This window comes from Microcystis sp. LE19-131.1A (assembly GCF_027532015.1).
Lineage (GTDB): Bacteria > Cyanobacteriota > Cyanobacteriia > Cyanobacteriales > Microcystaceae > Microcystis > Microcystis ichthyoblabe_A.
The window spans coordinates 1-16,717 of sequence record NZ_JAPZSS010000315.1 but is presented as its reverse complement, the minus strand read 5'-3'; the positions used below and the strand labels follow the sequence as shown (position 1 = coordinate 16,717).

Below are 16,717 nucleotides of genomic sequence, written 5' to 3'. Positions count from 1 at the left end.
GATAAATTCTCTCTAGCATTTTCTGGCTCTCGGGGTTTAGGTCTCTAATCAATCTCATTGTATTTTCCTGCTGCTTCGTTTTTTTATGTATTATACTTCTTAATTTTTTATTTGGGTAATTAATTTTGCATGACTACTTATCTCTATATTCCTAGTATATGAAATCTTGCCAAAAATGAGCAGTAGGCACTTAAAATTCAGATAGTTGCTTTAGCTGCTTTTTTAGCACCAAAAGCCTCCTATTGGGAGCTTAGGAAGAATGTAGTTACTTCTTAGAGCAGAGCAAATCATACTAAATCTGGTTATTAAAGACTGATTATTTATTACCCCTTTTGCCTGTTCTCATAAGTAGGCTATACGCAACGGATTTAGTATCATCTCGAGAATTGGCAAATATAGCTCGATTTTTGTTTAAGCTGTACTGCATTAAATTGCGTATTGAATAATTTAGTACAAATGCTCAAATTTCTTCTCCCTGCTTCCTTTCCCCCTCTCCCTGGCAGTCTTAAAGAGTTATTTAGATAGTCAACAGCTTATAATTGCGGTAAAAAACCCTAACTATAGCATTTGGGCAGGTTACTTCATAAGTTGCAGTTCAGCTTGCTTGATCAAGATTTCAGGTCAAACTTAAACCAAATCTCGCCAATCTATCCCTAAATCTTGTAATTTTTGAGCCATCTTTTCCGCTACTTCTTCCGGGGTGGGAACGAGTTTACCTTCAGGGGTAAAAAAGCGTAATTGGCTGTCATGAACCCCTAAAAATAATTCTAACTGTTGACTCCATAACCAACCCTGTTCATTCGCTGCAATTTCTTCGTATTTTCCTGCCATCAACTGAAACCCCTTAAATTCTAAACTGGTGGGATCAAACCAGAAATAGTTAGGAGTCCGGAAAGTTTCCTGATAAATTTCTTTCTTGAGACCTCGATCGGTTTCTGCCGTTGAATCAGACAAAATATCGATGATGACATGGGGATATTTGCCATCTTCTTCCCACACTACCCAACTTTTACGCGGTTTTCTTGCTACTCCCAAAACCACAAAAAAATCAGGACCCCTAAAATATTCTGATTTACGTTGATTGGGACTGTAATAAATAGTCAGATTACCAAAAGCATAGAAATCTTGGCGGTCTTTCCATAATAACTCTAGTGATTGGATCAAAAGCATCAATTGACGCAGATGTAACTCTGTTTCCATAGGGGGTTCATCACTCAGTAAATCACTTTTGGGAAAGATAATTTTCTTTAACTCATCTTCAACAATAACCATGACAACCACTCAATTATTTAACCTTCCCTATTTTAGCTCTTCAGTAGAACGTTCTACTGTTTCCTATCAACCTAATCGTTTAGCAGGATTACGACGCTTTGCCATAGCGATTACCTTTCTCAATATTTTAGGTCATACCGGCCTTGGATTTGAACAATCTTCGGCCTGACAGGGGGACAAGAAGGCTGAAATCCATATATCGTAAGCTTTTCATGGTTTTAGCTCGAAAAAGTTTGCCGCACCATCTCTCACTTATTAATAATAATTCCTAGTAAGCTCGCTCCTATCCCTAGTTCTTTCGTTAGCTTTTTGCCTAGAATCGCTAGATCTATTTCTAGTGAGAGAAGCCAGAAGCCTTTGTTAGCAAGTTTTCTAGCTCGCTTGTCCCCCTGTCAGTTAAAAAGCCTGAATCAATTTTATAACCAACGTCGGGCTAAGTTACAATCTCTGTTAAAAGGCAATCGTCAAAGTTCCCAGAGAATTTGCCGTTTAACTCGCTGTCGTAATCAGAAGATAGATGATTATCTTCATCAGGCTAGTCGTTATTTAGTTAATCTCTTAGTTGACCAAGAGATAACAACTTTAGTAATTGGGAAAAATGACGGTTGGAAACAAGAAGTGAACTTAGGAAAAGTCAACAATCAAAAATTTGTGACCATTCCTCATGCTCGATTAATTGAGATGATTAGTTATAAATGTCAATTAGTAGGAATCTCTGTGATTATTCAAGAAGAATCCTATACCTCCGTTGCTAATTTTTTGAATTTAGAGCTGCTACCAGTGTATGGACAAACAACTGAAAGGCCAGTGTTTTCAGGAAACTGAATTTCGCGAGGGTTATATCGTACAGATAAGGGGATTCTGATTCAATCTGATGTCATGGGTTCCTACAATATTTTACGAAAAGCATTCCCAAATGCGTTTAACCGCTATGGGATAGAGAGGTGCGTAGTTCACCCAAGGAGAATCAATCTCTCGAAGTAAATAGTGAAGGGAATTTCTGAAATGGAATTCAGTCTGTCTATATTTGACTATACTTTTACTAACTATTATCTCCATCGGAGAATAAATCATCGCTAAATAGATCATCAAGGGGAAATTCTTCCTCAGAAGGCAGGGATTCTAGATCGCTCACTCCTTCATCATCCCACATACTAAAGAAATCTAGTGCCTCTTGGTTGCTGAGAACAGAAGCAACATTTTGGCGGTTAGATTCAACTTCAGGGGTTTCTGCAGCAAAAGGATCGAATAATTCCGGGCTATTGCTGTCAGTAATATCGGCAAATAAGTCATCTAGAGAATTTGGGGCAGCGGCGAATTTTTCTGAGTCGGTGGCTAATAAATCAGAGAAACCCGTGTTACTGCCAACGGTTTCTTGACTGTAGCTCTGATCGTAATTACCCGATAATTCTTCTAGGCTACCGATCATTCTAGTTTCTTCCTCTTCGTCAAACATCTCCATCTCAGGAGTGAATTCCGCTGCCAAATCTAGATTTTCTTCAGTGATAAAACCATCAAAAGTATTGATTTCACTGACGAATTCTGGTTCAGAAACTGTGGCTTCTAGCAGCGTTTCGGGAGCAAATTCTGGCTCCAATCCTAGGGTTTCTTCGGTGATAAAACCATCAAAAGGATTGATTTCTTCCCCAGGTTGGATTGTTTGGGTGTCGTTTTGTAGTTCTAACAGTTGGCTTTGATAACTCTGTTCTAGTTGTTGAATTTGCCACTGATAGCCCTTTTCTAATTCTAGAATCTGCGCCTGTTGACTTTGACGCAGGGCCTCCATTTCTGCTTGCTTGCCGTCGATAATCTCTCGAATTTGACTTTGATAGCTTTGGCGCAATTCCTCGATTTTAGTCTCGTATTCCTGTTCAAGTTCCTGAATTTGGGTTTTATAGGCAACTTCCGTGGCTTGAACTGGATTTGCGCCGGCTGCCTCTTGTAAACGTCCTTGGCTGTCTTCTAACTCTTTTTGTAATTTAGCCACTTCTTCTCTATAGGTGGCTTCGATATTTCCCATCCGTTCTTGGGAGAGTTCGAGTCGTTTTAACTCTCCTTTGGTATCTTCTAACTCCGCTTCGGTTTTACCTAAATCCGCCCGAATTTTCCCCTGTTTTTGCAGTGCTTCCCTGATTTTTCCCTCTTGCAGGGCATATAAAGCCCCACCCCCGATCGCACCTCCACCGACAAAACCGATTAAAATATCGACGATACTCATTATGGGATTCCTCCTCTAGGAAAATTTACTTGTAATCCGCCGCTCTCTATGCCGATTGCTTTTGATTGTGGCAGCAATTATCAAAAAAAGAAAGAAAATATTAAGTTTTTTCTCGGCAAATATGGTGAGGTACAAAGTCTCTGGTTTTAGGGAGTTGGTTGTCGATGCTCGATCCTGTCACACCGCATCGGTGTTTGGCAAGACATTTCACTGAGGCTGCATTTCCCGATAAGCTTGATAAACGCCGCGCACGTTGTACCAATTGAGAAAAATGCGGGCAATTTCTAGGGCTAATTGCGGTTTACCTCGATCGATTAACCATTGTAACAGCGGGGAGAGGCTGCGTTCATTCAGGGTTCCGCCTAGGGAAAGTAAACCCCACAAAAGTCGGTGAATCCAAGTCATTTGAATCATCATCCGCACTTCCCAGGTGGGATGTTTTTGATAAAAAAGCACTCCCATTCGTCCCCGTTGAATTTCCTTATCGATGAGATTGGGAATTTGAGCGAGATTAAAGGGGGGATGCCAATGATAACCGACGGCTTCAGGACATTTAATTAATTTTAGTCCCAATTGCTTCAATCTCACCCCTAATTCCAAGTCTTCCCAACCGTAGAGTTGAAACTGAGTATCAAATAATCCCGCCGCTAATAACCATTTTTTGGCGATCGCCACGTTGCCAGTGGCAAAATAGGCGGCGGAGAAATCGGTGATTTTATAGGGTTCACTGCTGGGATGCTCGAAGTTACAGGTATTAATGACGCTGCCGTAGGTAAATAAGCGATCACTGCCGAGACTTGCTGCCCCGGCGGTTAAAGCGTCGGCGTGAGCTTGCAAAAAATTTTCTGTCACTACCAGATCGCTATCAATAAAAATAATCGTATCACCACGAGCTTTTTCTACCCCCAGATTCCTAGCGATCGCCGGTCCGCCGTGATCCTGTTGCCACAGTTGCAGGTGGGGTAAATTAGCCTTTTGAGTTTCTAGCCAAGCGATCGTCCCATCGGTAGAGCCATCATCGACAAGGACTATTTCGTAGTTTTCCACCTTATTATCGGTTAAACGCTGATTTTCTAGGGCGAGTAAACATTTTTTTAAGATTGCTTGGCGATTGTAGGTAGGGATGACAACACTGATCAGCACGGGCATTCGGGGGTCAAGATTATCGTTTTAGCTTACCAAATAACCTCGGTTCCTTGATTAGACTTCCCGCAAAAATCCACAATCTTTAATTCAGGATTCAGGAGACAGGATTCAGGAGACAGGATTCAGGAGATTATTTTTATTTATTCTCCCCATTTCCCCACACCCCACACCCCACACCCTACACCCCACACTCTATGTAAGGAACTCCGGGAGGAGGATTAAGGTCAACTGGGAACATTGATTTTAAAAAATCGGTGATCGTGTTATCCTCTGAGTGTGTTGTGTGAGGAAAGGAATCGGCCATGGTAGCGTCTCTATCGTATCAAAATGGGCAAAAAGCTCGATCGCATCCCCTGTTATGCTTAGGGGGTTTGATCGAATTACCGTCATCACCCCTGTTCGGCACGGACGGAATTCGCGGTCAAGTGGGAGAATTATTAACTGCCCCCCTAGCGCTACAAATCGGATTTTGGGCGGGACAGGTCTTAAAAAATCAAGCTGGTGTCACCAAACCAGTAATTATTGGTCAAGATTCGCGTAATTCCAGTGATATGTTAGCCAATGCTATCACTGCGGGTTTAACTTGGGCGGGAATAGAAGTCTGGCAACTGGGATTATGTCCCACTCCCTGCGTCGCCTATTTAACCAGAGAAAGCGAAGCGATGGGGGGGATCATGATTTCTGCCAGTCATAATCCTCCTGAAGATAACGGCATTAAATTTTTTGACAGCAGCGGTTTAAAATTGTCTGGCAGTTTAGCGGCACAGATAGAAGCGGGTTTAAGGGGCAATTTAGAATTAGCAGATAAACCAGAAAATTGGGGAAAAGCGACTTTTTGTCCCGAATTAATCCAAAAATATTATCAAGCTGTGATTGATTCCGTCGGGACGGATATTAACCTATCGGGATTAAAAATAGTTTTGGATCTAGCTTGGGGGGCAGCCGTTAACCTAGCACCTTTAGTATTCCAAACCTTGGGGGCGGAAGTTATCTGCCTACACGAGCGAGCCGATGGCGATCGCATTAACGTTAATTGTGGTTCTACCCATTTAGAAAGCTTACAGGCTGCGGTGATTAATCAGCAAGCGGATTTAGGGTTTGCCTTCGATGGCGATGCCGATCGAGTCTTGGCCGTGGATAGTCAGGGTAGAGTAGTAGATGGCGATTATATCCTCTATTTTTGGGGTCGTTCCCTCTTAGAAGCCGGACAGCTACCCGATGGGTTATTAGTAGCCACGGTGATGGCTAATTTAGGTTTTGAACGCGCTTGGCAAAAACTGGGGGGTCAATTCTTGCGGACTGCCGTGGGCGATCAGCACGTTCAGGCGCAAATGTGGGAAACTGGGGCCATGCTAGGGGGTGAACAATCCGGCCATATTCTCTGCCATCATTACGGAGTTTCTGGGGATGGAATGCAAACCGCCCTACATTTAGCGGTTTTAGTGCAGAAATCGAGGGTTTCCTTGGCTAACTTAGTCGATCATAGCTTTGTCACCTATCCGCAGATTTTACGCAATGTGCGGGTGGAAGATAGAGAAGTGCGACGTAATTGGCAGCAATGTGAACCTTTGCGACGGGAAATCTGCCAAGCTGAGACAGCCATGGCAGAAAAAGGCCGAATTTTGGTGCGAGCTTCCGGGACAGAACCGTTAATTCGGGTAATGGTGGAAGCAGAAACCCTCGAATTAGCCAGTTTTTGGACAGAAAGGCTAGTGGAAGCGGTGCGAAGCTATCTTTTGTAGTCGATCGAGGGGAACAGGGATTATAATGCCCTTAGCCTAGCCTAGCAAGGGATAATTATGACTGGACTAAGTATCAATCGCCAGAAAAAAAAGCATAAACAAGGGGAAACAAAAGCCGATAGTCGCCCGCCTAACATCAAGGAGAAACTTGCCCTGAAAAAAGAAGAAAGGCAAAGGAAACAAAAGTTAACAGGGTTGATTGTTTTTGCCATTTGTGTAGCAATTTTGATCGGATTACCCCTCAGCTTATTGTTTGATCCCAAGATAGGAGCTGTAGTAAGTTTAGCCTTAATTTTAGGAGTTTTCTCCTTTAGCTATCCTCGTACGGCTCTTTGGACATTTATTATCTATGTCCCCTTCACTGGCACTATCGTCTATTGGTTGGGGGGTGGTCCAATCCTCCAGCTAAGTAAAGATATCTTTTATCTACCCGCTTTAATCGCCTTAGTTTTAGAATGTCGAAAAAAGCGATTACCGATTATTGTCCCGAAACAATTGGGTACAACCCTATTATTAATCTTTGTTTTCTGTGTAGTCTGTCTATTAGCCGTCAATTTACAGAGACAATTTCTGCCTACTTGCGATTCCGTGGCTGGGATGAGTATCTTTAGGGATGGCCGTTTGGTCGGACTTCCCTGTCGGGAAAGTGAGACTTTTCTACAAGGAGTATTAGGGTTTAAAGTTTTGCTAGGTTATGTCCCCTTGATCTTCTGCACTTATTACTTGATCAAAGATAAACCGACCCTATTATTTTTTGGTCGTCTTTTAGTGACTTTAGTGATTATTTGTTGTGTCCTAGGGCTAATGCAATACTGGATGCTGAAAACCGGTCGTTGTGCAGGAACTAGAGGCTACGTGGGTGATTTACTATTCAAAGCCACCTTAGAGGCAAGGTGTTTGGTTGGTGGGTCATTAATATATAGTCCGGAAGTGAATATGATCCGCCTACCGGGTACTTTTGTTTCTCCCTGGCACTGGGCCTGGTTTTTGGTCTCTAGTGCCGTGATTTGTTATGCCAGTGCCTTTAGTGAAATTTCTCAAAAATGGCGACTAGCAGCCCTAGTGGGTTTAACCCTAGTTCTTATTAATGCAGTGGTCTCCGGGCAAAGATTAGCTTTCTTTGCTGTACCGATGATTGTCGGTCTGATGACAATTCTTACAGGACAAATCGCTAACTTAAAAAGATTTTTGCCGATCATTTTTTCCGTCGCTTTACTCCTAGCTGTCGGTTTTTCTTTCCTTAACCCCGATTTTATCCAACAACGCTACGATAGTGCCGTCGCCCGTTGGCAAAACAGTCCCCCCACCGCTTTTATTCAAGAACAGTTGGATTTTGCTATCCGTAATCAGGGCGGTATTTTAGGTCGTGGACTCGGTGTGGCCACATCTTCTGCTAGGTTTTTCGGTTATATTTCTTTCGTGGAAACCTTTCACAGTAAAATTTTATTCGAGTTGGGATACATTGGTTTTGCCTTGTACATGATATTCATAACCCATCTAGTTTATCTGGCCTTCCGCACCTATCTTTCCCTCAAAGATCCCACTCTGCGGGGTTTTGCCGGTAGTTATTGGGTTTTGCTGCTCTTTGTTGCCTATCTTCCCTATTGGTATGCCCTCGATACGGATCCTGTGGGCGTTTATTACTGGATATTTGCGGGCGTAATTTTTAAATTACCCGTGATCGAAAAACAGGAAAAAGAAGCCAAAATTTTGGCGGGGGAAACTGAAACAAAATCCTCCAAAAAGGGCTTAAATTTTAAACGCAAAGGTATTTCTTTAGCTTAAAATTACTATAAGCTATCAGCCCTTTCAGTAATCAGTTATCAGTGATCACTGATAACTGATTACTGCTATGAATTTTCCCTCGATTTCTGTCATCATACCCACCTATCGACGCGAAGAGCCTCTTAAAGATACCCTCGATGACCTACTCAAACAGGATTACCCCAATTTTGAGGTATTGGTTATCGACCAAACCGCTACCCACAGCCCCGAAATACAATCCTATCTAGAAAATCTGGCTAATCAGCACAAAATTAGCTGGTATCGGCTGGATTGGGCGAGTTTACCCGGTGCCAGAAATTATGGAGTCCGTCGCACCCAGGGCGATATCGTTCTTTTTATCGATGATGATGTGCGGCTACCGGATAATTATCTCAAAGCACATGGTGAGAATTTTGTCAAGAACCCTGAGATAGGTGTAGTAGCCGGTCGGGTATTCGATCGCATGAAATTGGGTGACTCCCAAAAAATGGTGACAGATACCAGCAAACCCTACGAAATCGACTTTTTACCCCCCCAAGCCATGGATCCGGGCATTGCTTGGTATTACATCGATCTTGTCCACACCACTAAACCCCAGCAGGTAATCTCGGCCCGGGGCTGTAATATGTCTTTTAGAAGGGATATATTCACTAAATACGGCATTTGGTTCGATGAACGCTTTCGTGGCAGTGCCGTGCGCGAGGAATCGGATTTTTGCTTAAGATTACGCCAGACTCCCTATCATGTCTGGTACGATCCCACCGCTTATCTGGTTCATTTAGGGGAAGAAACCGGTGGCTGTCATGATATTAGCACTCGTTCTTTGAGTTATCAGACGACTTTTTATCATAATCACTTTCTGATGGCTCTGAAAAATCTCACTCCCGGGCAACAATTGCGACTCTATGCTAAATTATTTGACTGTCACGTTCTTGGCAATCCTCCCTGTAATAAAGGTGGTTCCCCGATTAAAATTCTTTCTAGGGGAATTTTTTATGGTTTAGGTTTTCTGGATGCTCTGAAAACTCAAGTTAAGTCCCTCTGGAATGATGGCCAAATTTATACAAAATTAGATAATCTATGAGAATTTTAGTCGCTAGTCATACATATATAGTTGATCTCAACTGTGAGAAACTGCGCTCCCTGACAAGATTAAATCCTAATATTGAGGTTACTATTGTTGTTCCCCAACGTTGGCAACCGGGAGGAGTCCAAAATAAAATCATTGAAAGTCAACCGAAAATAGCCAATAATTTCCGAGTTATTCCTATATCTAATTTTAGCCAGAATAACCAAGCTTTATTAACTTTTGGCATTGATATAATTTCTTTATTGCAAAAATTTAGACCAGATATTATTCAAGTGGAACAGGGTTCTAAATCTCTCGCTTATGCACAATTTATTACTCTGAATCGTCTCTTAAATCTCCAGGCTAAAAATGTATTTTTTACTTGGTGGAATCTTCCCTATACTCCTAAATTTCCCATCTCTTGGTTAGAAGCTTATAACCTGAAAAATACCGATGGTTTAATTGCCGGCAATCAGGACGGAGTAGATGTTTTAAAAGAACGGGGTTACAGGGGTAAATACACCGTTTTACCGCAATTAGGCGTGGATGAAGTTCTTTTTTCTCCGGGCAAGCAACCCGATTTAGCCCGATCTTTAGGCATTGAAAGCGATGAATTTGTGATTGGTTTTATCGGTCGTTTTGTGGAAGAAAAAGGCATTTTAACCTTGATTAAAGCTGTAAATAAATTAACAGGTAAGTGGAAGTTATTACTGTTAGGTCGGGGCATCCTGAAAGATAAAATAGTCAGCGAAGCTACAGCCGCAGGAATAAGCGATCGCTTGATGATAGTGGAAAGTGTTCCCCACGATCAAGTAGTTAATTATATTAACCTGATGAACACTTTAGTTTTGCCTTCAGAAATCACCTATCAGGTCAAAACTTTAACGGCCGTCGGTTGGAAAGAACAATTCGGTCATGTTTTAATTGAAGCTATGGCCTGTCAGGTTCCTGTTATTGGTTCCGATTCAGGAGAAATTCCCTTTGTTATTGCTGATACGGGGTTAATTTTTCCCGAAAAAGATGGGGAAGCACTGGCTAAATCTATACAAATTCTCTTAGATAATCCCAGCTTCGCTCAAGAATTAGGCCAGAGAGGTTATCAGAGAGTAATGACCAATTATACTAATAAAGCCCTCGCTCAAAAACAATTGGATTTCTATCAACAATTACTCCCTCGGTGATCGGGTGTGGGGTGTGGGGTGTGGGGTGTGGGGTGATGGGGAAATAGGGAGAATCAATAAAGGTAGTCTATTGATAACTGATCACTGATAACTGATAACTGATAACTGATAACTGGTTATGAACCATTCTTGATACCCCCTAGTCTAAAGGGACAAGTAGCTAGGGGTGAGGGGAATGATCGAGGTGATAACCGAGAAACAAACAAGTGTGAGCGATCGAGAGTTAGTTTTAAAATGTCAAAGGGGTGATCGGGGTGCTTTTCGTCACCTTTACCGTCTTTATCAACCAAAAATCCGCTCTACTCTCTATCAACTCTGTGGACAGGAATTCCTAGAGGATTTTGTCCAAGAGGTATTTTTAAGAGTGTGGCACGGGTTGCCGAAATTGCGTTCACCTGAATACTTTTCCACTTGGGTTTATCGGATCACCTGCAATGTGGCGCTCGATGGTCGGCGACAATTAGCCAAAAGACAAATGAGGATCGCCAAAAGCACTGATCAGGAAAACCCCCTTGATAGCGAATCCCGTCCCCAAGATAGTCCTGATTTGATGCAATTGCATTATGAGGAGGTGGTCCGACAAGGGTTAGAAATTCTCAGTTTAGAACATCGCGCTGTCCTCGTGCTTCACGATCTAGAGGACTTACCCCAAAAGGAAATCGCCGAAATCTTAGAAATTCCCCTCGGTACGGTGAAATCACGTCTTCATTATGCGCGTAAAATCATGGGCCAATTTTTGCAAAAACAAGGAGTTCTCTAATGTCCCCAGAAGATGACAAAGTGGTTAATTTTCTGCGTCGCTATCGTCCATCGCTGCCACCTCGACCGATAGATGAAGAAAAACAGTTAATGCAAATGATTAGGGAAGAAAAGCCAGTAAATTTCCCAAAATTACTGCCTTTATTGGGGTGGATAACTGGTATTACTGCCTTATCTGTGCTGATTTTTGCTTCCTATCGTTGGTCCGATCCTCATCCACAACTGGGCCAAATTTCCGACGAGCAGTTAGAAGCTTTTTTAGTGGACAGTTGGAACCATAGCATCGCTCCACCGATTGCTGCTTCTAGCGTTTATAGTTCCCCTTGGATGAGCTTAAACGAGCCTCAACTCACCTATTCTACCTATAATCCTTAATTTCTTTGTCAAGGTCAATTATGTACTTTTCTACTGTCTCGATTCTCGGCACAACCATGGCTTTAACTCTGGCCGCTAACCTAGTCCCCACTGCCACTGTGCTATCCTATCCCCAAGATGGTCTATTTATTGCTCAAACTAGCTCTCCCCAACGTCCTGAAAATCGTCCCCGTGGGATGAATAATTCTAGAGAAAGACTAATTGAACAATTGAACCTTACCGATGACCAAAAGTCGAAAGTTGCCGCTATTCGTCAGAAATATCAGGAAAAAACCAAAAAGTTGCGAGAAACCCTGAGAAGCAACGAACAAGAATTAAATAGTTTATTATCGAATAATGCCTCCGATCGAGATATTCGTGCTAAACATCAGCAAATCTCTCGGAATCGCCAAGAAATGAGTAACCTGCAATTTGAAAGTTTTTTAGAAATTCGTCAAGTCTTAACTCCCGCTCAAAGAAAGGAATTTTCCCAGTTAATGCAGGAAAGTCGCGCTAATTCCCGCAATCGCGGACGACAATAATTCCCATCAGTGCGGATTAAGATCGAGTTTGATGGCGATACATTAGAAAAACGCAAAGGATGGGCAAGTAACCCATCCTCAACTTATCATTTACTAATAAATTATCGTTTCCAAGTGACTTTTGGTAGGATATGATTCATATCTACCCGATTTTTATACTTGGTGGCGAAGTTTAGGAGGGAATCAAGGAGAGAATCGGAGAGATAGTGAGGTTGTAGGCCTAGATCGAGTAATTTTGTGTTTTTAGCGTTAAAATAATGTTCCTCTAACTCGATGCGCGGGTTGTCAAGATTGTTAATCTCCACATTTAACCCTAACGCAGAACCAGCTTTTTTCACCATCAGTGCCAAGTCACCGACGCTAAACAGTTCGGTAAATTGGTTAAAAACGCGGAATTCCCCGGATTGAGCAGGATTGGCGATCGCTAATTCCAAACAACGCACGGTATCGCGGATATCTAAAAATCCTCGCGTTTGACCACCTTTACCGTACACTGTTAGGGGATGACTGATCGCTGCTTGAATGCAAAAACGGTTTAAAGCAGTACCAAAAACCCCATCGTAATCGAGACGGTTAATTAACATCTCATCCATTCCCGTCTCTTCGGTGAGGACTCCATAAACCACCCCTTGATTGAGATCTGTGGCTTTTAAACCCCACATCCGACAGGCAAAATGGATATTATGGCTATCGTGGACTTTGCTAAGATGGTACATACTACCTGGCTGTTTGGGATAGGGTAAAGTATCCTTACGACCGTTATGTTCGATCGTGATGTAGCCTTCTTCAATATCTATATTCGGTGTGCCATACTCACCCATCGTTCCCAGTTTTACTAGGTGCGCGTCGGGAAATTCCTCTTTCATCGCGTAGAGGATATTTAAATTGCCAACCACGTTGTTAACTTGGGTTAAAACTGCGTGTTCGCGATCGATCATGGAGAAGGGTGCAGATCTCTGTTCTCCGAAGTGAACAATGGTGTCTGGTTGAAACTGTCGCAGGGATTGAATCAGAAAGTCGTAGTTATTAATATCTCCGACAAAAAGATCGATCGATTTTCCCGTCAGATCTTGCCAGCGTTGAATCCGATGAGATATGGGTGCGATCGGTGTTAAGGTATCGCAGCCTAATTGTAAGTCCCAATAGCGACGAACTAAACTATCAAGTATGCCTACTTCGTAACCTCTATTTGATAGATGGAGTGCCGTTGCCCAACCACAATAGCCGTCTCCGCCAATAACCAAAACTCTCATACAATATCTGTAAAGTTTATATACTCGTCTTTGGTAACTCTAGCAGTTTTGTGTCACGCTTTACCAGCTTAATCCCCCTGAACATAGTAAGGTGTGGGGTGTGGGGTGTAGGGTGTAGGGTGTGGGGTGTAGGGTGTGGGGTGTGGGGTGTGGGGAAATAGGGAGAATCAATAAAGGTAGTCTATTGACAACTGCTCACTGATTACCACTGTCCACTGAAAACTCAAATCTGCTCACTGCTCACTGCTCACTGCTCACTGATAACTGATAACTGATAACTGATAACTGATGAGGGTGTTCTAGAAAACTTGACAAGGGAACGGATTACAGAGAAACTCAGCTTGTAATCGGTGGGCTTTGCTGACGAGAAAACAAAAGCCAAAAATCTAGATAAAAAGCAGTTTTTTCAGTAAATTAGGGACTATCTGCTTTTTTACTTTTTCTTTTTTACTTTTTACTTTATTACTTGATCTTATGCGTTGGCAAGCTCGGCAAAAATCTTCGTTTCCTTTCCTTCCCCTATACGGATTTTTGGCATTTATCGTCGTTTGTCTGATTATTTGGGCAATTTCTCTCTATCCTCGTTCTAATGCTCTGGTGGGGGGTGATTATCTTCCCGCACCTTTTAGGGAGTTTCAACCGGAATGCGCGGATTATGTCCTAGAAGATAGTTCCTTTAAGGATATATCGAGAATTTTTGACTGTAAAACCTATAAAAACATCTCTGATCGAGTGATTCTACCCCTATCTCTCCAAAAAAACGATATTAGTCTCGATAATTGGCAAAATAACTCGGCAACAGCGATCGAATTAGCACCCTGGCCAGAAATTCATCCCCGCGCTCAAGAGACAAAAGTACCGATTTTAATGTATCACGACATTTTACCGGAAAAAGAGGTATTTTTTGACGTTACTCCCGCCGAATTAGAGGCACATTTTCAGTTTTTGCAGGAAATCGGGGCAACTCCTATCAGTATCGATTGGTTAATTTCCCATCTGCGGACAGGGATCCCCCTTCCCGCTAAACCGGTTTTATTAACTTTTGATGATGGTTATGGGGGACATTACCAGTATGTCTATCCTTTATTGAGAAAATATAACTATCCTGCCGTTTTCTCGATTTATATCAATAAAATGGCTCAAAAAACTGGTAGAACCAGTGTCACTTGGCAACAACTCCAGGAAATGGCCGCCGATCCTCTAGTCCAAATTGTCTCCCATAGCGTCAGTCATCCCCGGGATTTAAGATTATTGTCCGATGCAGATTTGGAGCAAGAAGTCAAGCAATCGAAACAAATCTTAGAAAAAGAATTGGGTATTCCGATTAATTATTTCACCTATCCGGAAGGGAAGGCGGACGATCGAGTGAAGGAATTCGTCAAAAAAGCGGGTTATCGGGCGGCTTTATCGATGAATGACCTCGATGAGCATTTTGCTGGACAATCCCCCAATTTACTCACGATTGGACGCTTTGGGCAATCGCGCACGCGAGAAGTTGTACCGCAAGCTTGGGGGGGTGATCCCTTACCCCGTACCGATGGCGGTTTTAACTTTGCTACCACCATCCAAAAACGGGAAGTGGAATTTCCAACTAATACACTTGTATTAATTAGTGGCGGGATTCCCAAAACTATCCACGCTGATAGTCGCTATCAAGTGGAGGAAATTATCGCCGGTACAGAAGCGATCGCGGCTGTAGATGGCGGTTTTTTCTCTCTCAAGGAATTGGACTCAAATCAGATGATCGGGCCGGTTTTAAGCCAAAATGGCGGCTTTATCCCGGGATATGAGGGAGAAATTGACAAGTTAGAGGGTCGTCCTTTAGTAATCATTACCGATCGATGGGTGCGTTATCTTCCTTTTGATCCTGCTCGTCATAATACCCTAGAAGGAATTGCAGCGGAGGCTAGAAATGATCTCAAGGTTACGGATGCTTTTGTCGCGGCCGCTTGGTTAGTCAAAGATGGACAACCACAATCGCGAGAATCCTTTGGTACACTTTACGGTTTTGATGCCCTGCGTCACCGGGCTTTTTGGGGGATTAATCAGGCAGGACAGCCAGTAATCGGGGTTTCCAGAGACCCGATCGATTCCATGGCTTTGGGAGAATTATTAGTACAGGCAGGCTTTCGGGAGGCAGTGATGTTGGATTCAGGAGCAAGCACCTCCCTCGCTTATCAGGGCCAATCGCAAGTGCATTATACTCCCCGTCCCGTTCCCCACGTTGTCGCTTTATTTCCCCCCACAGAAACCTATATTGTTCCCATTAGTCATGTGGGGATTCCCTGCGTAATTTTTGCCGATTCCTGTGCTGCGGGGAGTTAGGGGACAAAAAGTTGCTAACCAGAAAACGGCTGAAGCGGCGGTTTGGGTGATTCTAATCATACCCATCTCCTTTTTGATTACTTAAAATTACCCATAAGGAAATTTTGGAAACCTCATGACAGCATTAGATAAATACACAAAAGGCTTGCTTGCGATCGTTCTGACAGTGATTGTCGGAAATGCTATCTACGAATTTATTATCGATGAAATTGTTTGTGCCGGTAGTCGAGAGCTTCAGGAAGGTCACTGTGAATTATAGTCATTTCAGATAAGTCTGATACACTCTAGACCAGTTAAACCCTTATGAACTCTGGCATTGATATTCTCAATCTTAATTGAAATGACTATATACAGGAGTTCAGTTATTTTAAACGAAATTAACGGATTGCCCCCAACAGAAAACCCAGAAGCGCGCCACAGTTGCTGGTGCGCTTCCCGTACTTAAATAAATGCCATACACTAGCAAACTCATAGATGGTCAAGGATTCCCAGAAAAGAAAGAGCGCCACGATGCCGTAGCGGTCGGCTTCGCCGCGCCATAGGCGACCGCCCCTCCTAAAAGAATTATTAACGTCCAGACCTGATTTTTCTGGGTTCCCTCAACCTTTTCGAGCCTTCTATCCATCCCATCGACTTTCTCAGTCAGTTTAGCTTGTCCCACCTCTAACTTAGTTAGCCGTTCGTCAATTTTGTCGATTTTGTGGCTAACTTCCTTAATACTGTCTTTGATTTCCTTGAGAACAGCTTCTAGGGAATAGGTAACGGTTTCGTTAGACATTTTGGTAAAATCCTTTTGACACTTCCCGCTCTAAAAAGAAGGGGATTCTTGGTTCACAGAGATTACTTGCTTAGACAGAATTGCTTCTGAAGTTGACAACCCATAAATTAAAAGTCGCCCGACCCTACACTAAAGGGCGGGGCTTTAACCCAAAATTTTCGGTAAAGCTCCATCTAAATAGGGCTTGCTGAAAAAGTAAGGGGGCAGCAGGAGAAAGATAATTGATTATTCAAGCCGATTGAGAAGATAAGTTTTTGTTGAGATAATTCAGAGAAAATATAACTTTTATTAATAGCAAAGGGGAGAAAACAGGA

At 42.7% G+C, this 16,717-nt stretch carries 14 protein-coding genes and 2 pseudogenes; 11 read left to right on the top strand and 5 right to left on the bottom strand.

Features of this window, described 5'->3' with window-relative positions; all coding sequences use genetic code 11:
- Window positions 1–627 precede the first annotated feature (627 nt).
- A complete protein-coding gene (locus O9323_RS21775) occupies window positions 628–1,272 on the bottom strand; it encodes a Uma2 family endonuclease (protein ID WP_002755600.1) in 645 nt (214 codons plus the stop codon).
- On the opposite strand from O9323_RS21775, the pseudogene O9323_RS21770 reads away from it, so the two are divergent.
- Both O9323_RS21770 and O9323_RS21765 read left to right on the top strand, forming a co-directional pair.
- A pseudogene (locus tag O9323_RS21770) lies at window positions 1,271–1,438 on the top strand (enediyne biosynthesis protein UnbU); the annotation flags it as partial. The gene O9323_RS21775 and the pseudogene O9323_RS21770 sit on opposite strands and share 2 nt — an antisense overlap.
- Before the next feature lie 230 nt (window positions 1,439–1,668).
- Window positions 1,669–2,256: pseudogene (locus O9323_RS21765) on the top strand (IS200/IS605 family accessory protein TnpB-related protein); the annotation flags it as partial.
- A gap of 58 nt (window positions 2,257–2,314) precedes the next feature.
- On the opposite strand, the gene O9323_RS21760 reads toward O9323_RS21765, so the two are convergent.
- Entirely contained in the window at window positions 2,315–3,490 is a 1,176-nt protein-coding gene (locus O9323_RS21760; RefSeq protein WP_288125743.1) for a GumC domain-containing protein, read from the bottom strand.
- Window positions 3,491–3,697: 207 nt separating this feature from the next.
- Window positions 3,698–4,639 (bottom strand): glycosyltransferase family 2 protein, encoded by a 942-nt coding sequence (locus tag O9323_RS21755; RefSeq protein ID WP_002754938.1) that lies wholly within the window; start codon window positions 4,637–4,639, stop codon window positions 3,698–3,700.
- Window positions 4,640–4,938: 299 nt separating this feature from the next.
- On the opposite strand from O9323_RS21755, the gene glmM reads away from it, so the two are divergent.
- The 7 genes from glmM (at window position 4,939) to O9323_RS21720 (ending at window position 12,047) form a co-directional block, all read left to right on the top strand.
- Window positions 4,939–6,378 carry a phosphoglucosamine mutase gene (gene glmM / locus O9323_RS21750; RefSeq protein WP_002754936.1) on the top strand — a complete coding sequence of 480 codons (1,440 nt, stop codon included), beginning with the start codon at window positions 4,939–4,941 and terminating at the stop codon, window positions 6,376–6,378.
- 57 nt (window positions 6,379–6,435) lie between these two features.
- On the top strand, window positions 6,436–8,163 hold the full coding sequence (gene hpsL, locus O9323_RS21745) for a hormogonium polysaccharide biosynthesis protein HpsL (RefSeq protein ID WP_288125742.1): 1,728 nt from the start codon (window positions 6,436–6,438) through the stop codon (window positions 8,161–8,163).
- A 67-nt stretch (window positions 8,164–8,230) separates the two neighbouring features.
- Window positions 8,231–9,226: a hormogonium polysaccharide biosynthesis glycosyltransferase HpsN gene (gene hpsN, locus O9323_RS21740; protein WP_002754932.1), complete on the top strand. Its 996-nt coding sequence runs from the start codon at window positions 8,231–8,233 to the stop codon at window positions 9,224–9,226.
- The gene (hpsO, locus tag O9323_RS21735; protein ID WP_288125741.1) at window positions 9,223–10,392 is read left to right on the top strand and encodes a hormogonium polysaccharide biosynthesis glycosyltransferase HpsO; all 1,170 of its coding nucleotides are present in this window, start codon (window positions 9,223–9,225) and stop codon (window positions 10,390–10,392) included. Before hpsN ends, hpsO begins: the two co-directional genes overlap by 4 nt.
- 175 nt (window positions 10,393–10,567) lie before the next feature.
- Entirely contained in the window at window positions 10,568–11,152 is a 585-nt protein-coding gene (locus tag O9323_RS21730; protein WP_002738630.1) for a sigma-70 family RNA polymerase sigma factor, read from the top strand.
- Window positions 11,152–11,526: a hypothetical protein gene (locus O9323_RS21725; protein WP_149107298.1), complete on the top strand. Its 375-nt coding sequence runs from the start codon at window positions 11,152–11,154 to the stop codon at window positions 11,524–11,526. The genes O9323_RS21730 and O9323_RS21725 overlap by 1 nt, the downstream gene beginning before the upstream one ends.
- A 20-nt stretch (window positions 11,527–11,546) precedes the next feature.
- A complete protein-coding gene (locus O9323_RS21720) occupies window positions 11,547–12,047 on the top strand; it encodes a Spy/CpxP family protein refolding chaperone (protein WP_002754925.1) in 501 nt (166 codons plus the stop codon).
- A 101-nt stretch (window positions 12,048–12,148) separates the two neighbouring features.
- On the opposite strand, the gene O9323_RS21715 is transcribed toward O9323_RS21720, so the two are convergent.
- A complete protein-coding gene (locus tag O9323_RS21715; RefSeq protein WP_024970114.1) occupies window positions 12,149–13,300 on the bottom strand; it encodes an NAD-dependent epimerase/dehydratase family protein in 1,152 nt (383 codons plus the stop codon).
- Between the two features lie 474 nt (window positions 13,301–13,774).
- Between O9323_RS21715 and O9323_RS21710 the strand changes: the two genes are divergently transcribed.
- Entirely contained in the window at window positions 13,775–15,625 is a 1,851-nt protein-coding gene (locus tag O9323_RS21710) for a polysaccharide deacetylase family protein (protein WP_002754914.1), read from the top strand.
- A 115-nt stretch (window positions 15,626–15,740) separates the two neighbouring features.
- Window positions 15,741–15,884 (top strand): hypothetical protein, encoded by a 144-nt coding sequence (locus O9323_RS21705; protein WP_002738914.1) that lies wholly within the window; start codon window positions 15,741–15,743, stop codon window positions 15,882–15,884.
- A gap of 219 nt (window positions 15,885–16,103) precedes the next feature.
- Here the strand turns inward: O9323_RS21705 and O9323_RS21700 are convergent, their stop codons facing one another.
- Window positions 16,104–16,403: a hemolysin XhlA family protein gene (locus O9323_RS21700; protein WP_002754911.1), complete on the bottom strand. Its 300-nt coding sequence runs from the start codon at window positions 16,401–16,403 to the stop codon at window positions 16,104–16,106.
- Window positions 16,404–16,717: the final 314 nt, after the last annotated feature.

Bases quoted from the DNA above. Each gene is read 5' to 3' on its own strand.
- O9323_RS21775 (WP_002755600.1), bottom strand. From the start codon at position 1,272: ATGGTTATTGTTGAAGATGAGTTAAAGAAAATTATCTTTCCCAAAAGT.
- O9323_RS21760 (WP_288125743.1), bottom strand. From the start codon at position 3,490: ATGAGTATCGTCGATATTTTAATCGGTTTTGTCGGTGGAGGTGCGATC.
- O9323_RS21755 (WP_002754938.1), bottom strand. From the start codon at position 4,639: ATGCCCGTGCTGATCAGTGTTGTCATCCCTACCTACAATCGCCAAGCA.
- glmM (WP_002754936.1), top strand. From the start codon at position 4,939: ATGGTAGCGTCTCTATCGTATCAAAATGGGCAAAAAGCTCGATCGCAT.
- hpsL (WP_288125742.1), top strand. From the start codon at position 6,436: ATGACTGGACTAAGTATCAATCGCCAGAAAAAAAAGCATAAACAAGGG.
- hpsN (WP_002754932.1), top strand. From the start codon at position 8,231: ATGAATTTTCCCTCGATTTCTGTCATCATACCCACCTATCGACGCGAA.
- hpsO (WP_288125741.1), top strand. From the start codon at position 9,223: ATGAGAATTTTAGTCGCTAGTCATACATATATAGTTGATCTCAACTGT.
- O9323_RS21730 (WP_002738630.1), top strand. From the start codon at position 10,568: ATGATCGAGGTGATAACCGAGAAACAAACAAGTGTGAGCGATCGAGAG.
- O9323_RS21725 (WP_149107298.1), top strand. From the start codon at position 11,152: ATGTCCCCAGAAGATGACAAAGTGGTTAATTTTCTGCGTCGCTATCGT.
- O9323_RS21720 (WP_002754925.1), top strand. From the start codon at position 11,547: ATGTACTTTTCTACTGTCTCGATTCTCGGCACAACCATGGCTTTAACT.
- O9323_RS21715 (WP_024970114.1), bottom strand. From the start codon at position 13,300: ATGAGAGTTTTGGTTATTGGCGGAGACGGCTATTGTGGTTGGGCAACG.
- O9323_RS21710 (WP_002754914.1), top strand. From the start codon at position 13,775: ATGCGTTGGCAAGCTCGGCAAAAATCTTCGTTTCCTTTCCTTCCCCTA.
- O9323_RS21705 (WP_002738914.1), top strand. From the start codon at position 15,741: ATGACAGCATTAGATAAATACACAAAAGGCTTGCTTGCGATCGTTCTG.
- O9323_RS21700 (WP_002754911.1), bottom strand. From the start codon at position 16,403: ATGTCTAACGAAACCGTTACCTATTCCCTAGAAGCTGTTCTCAAGGAA.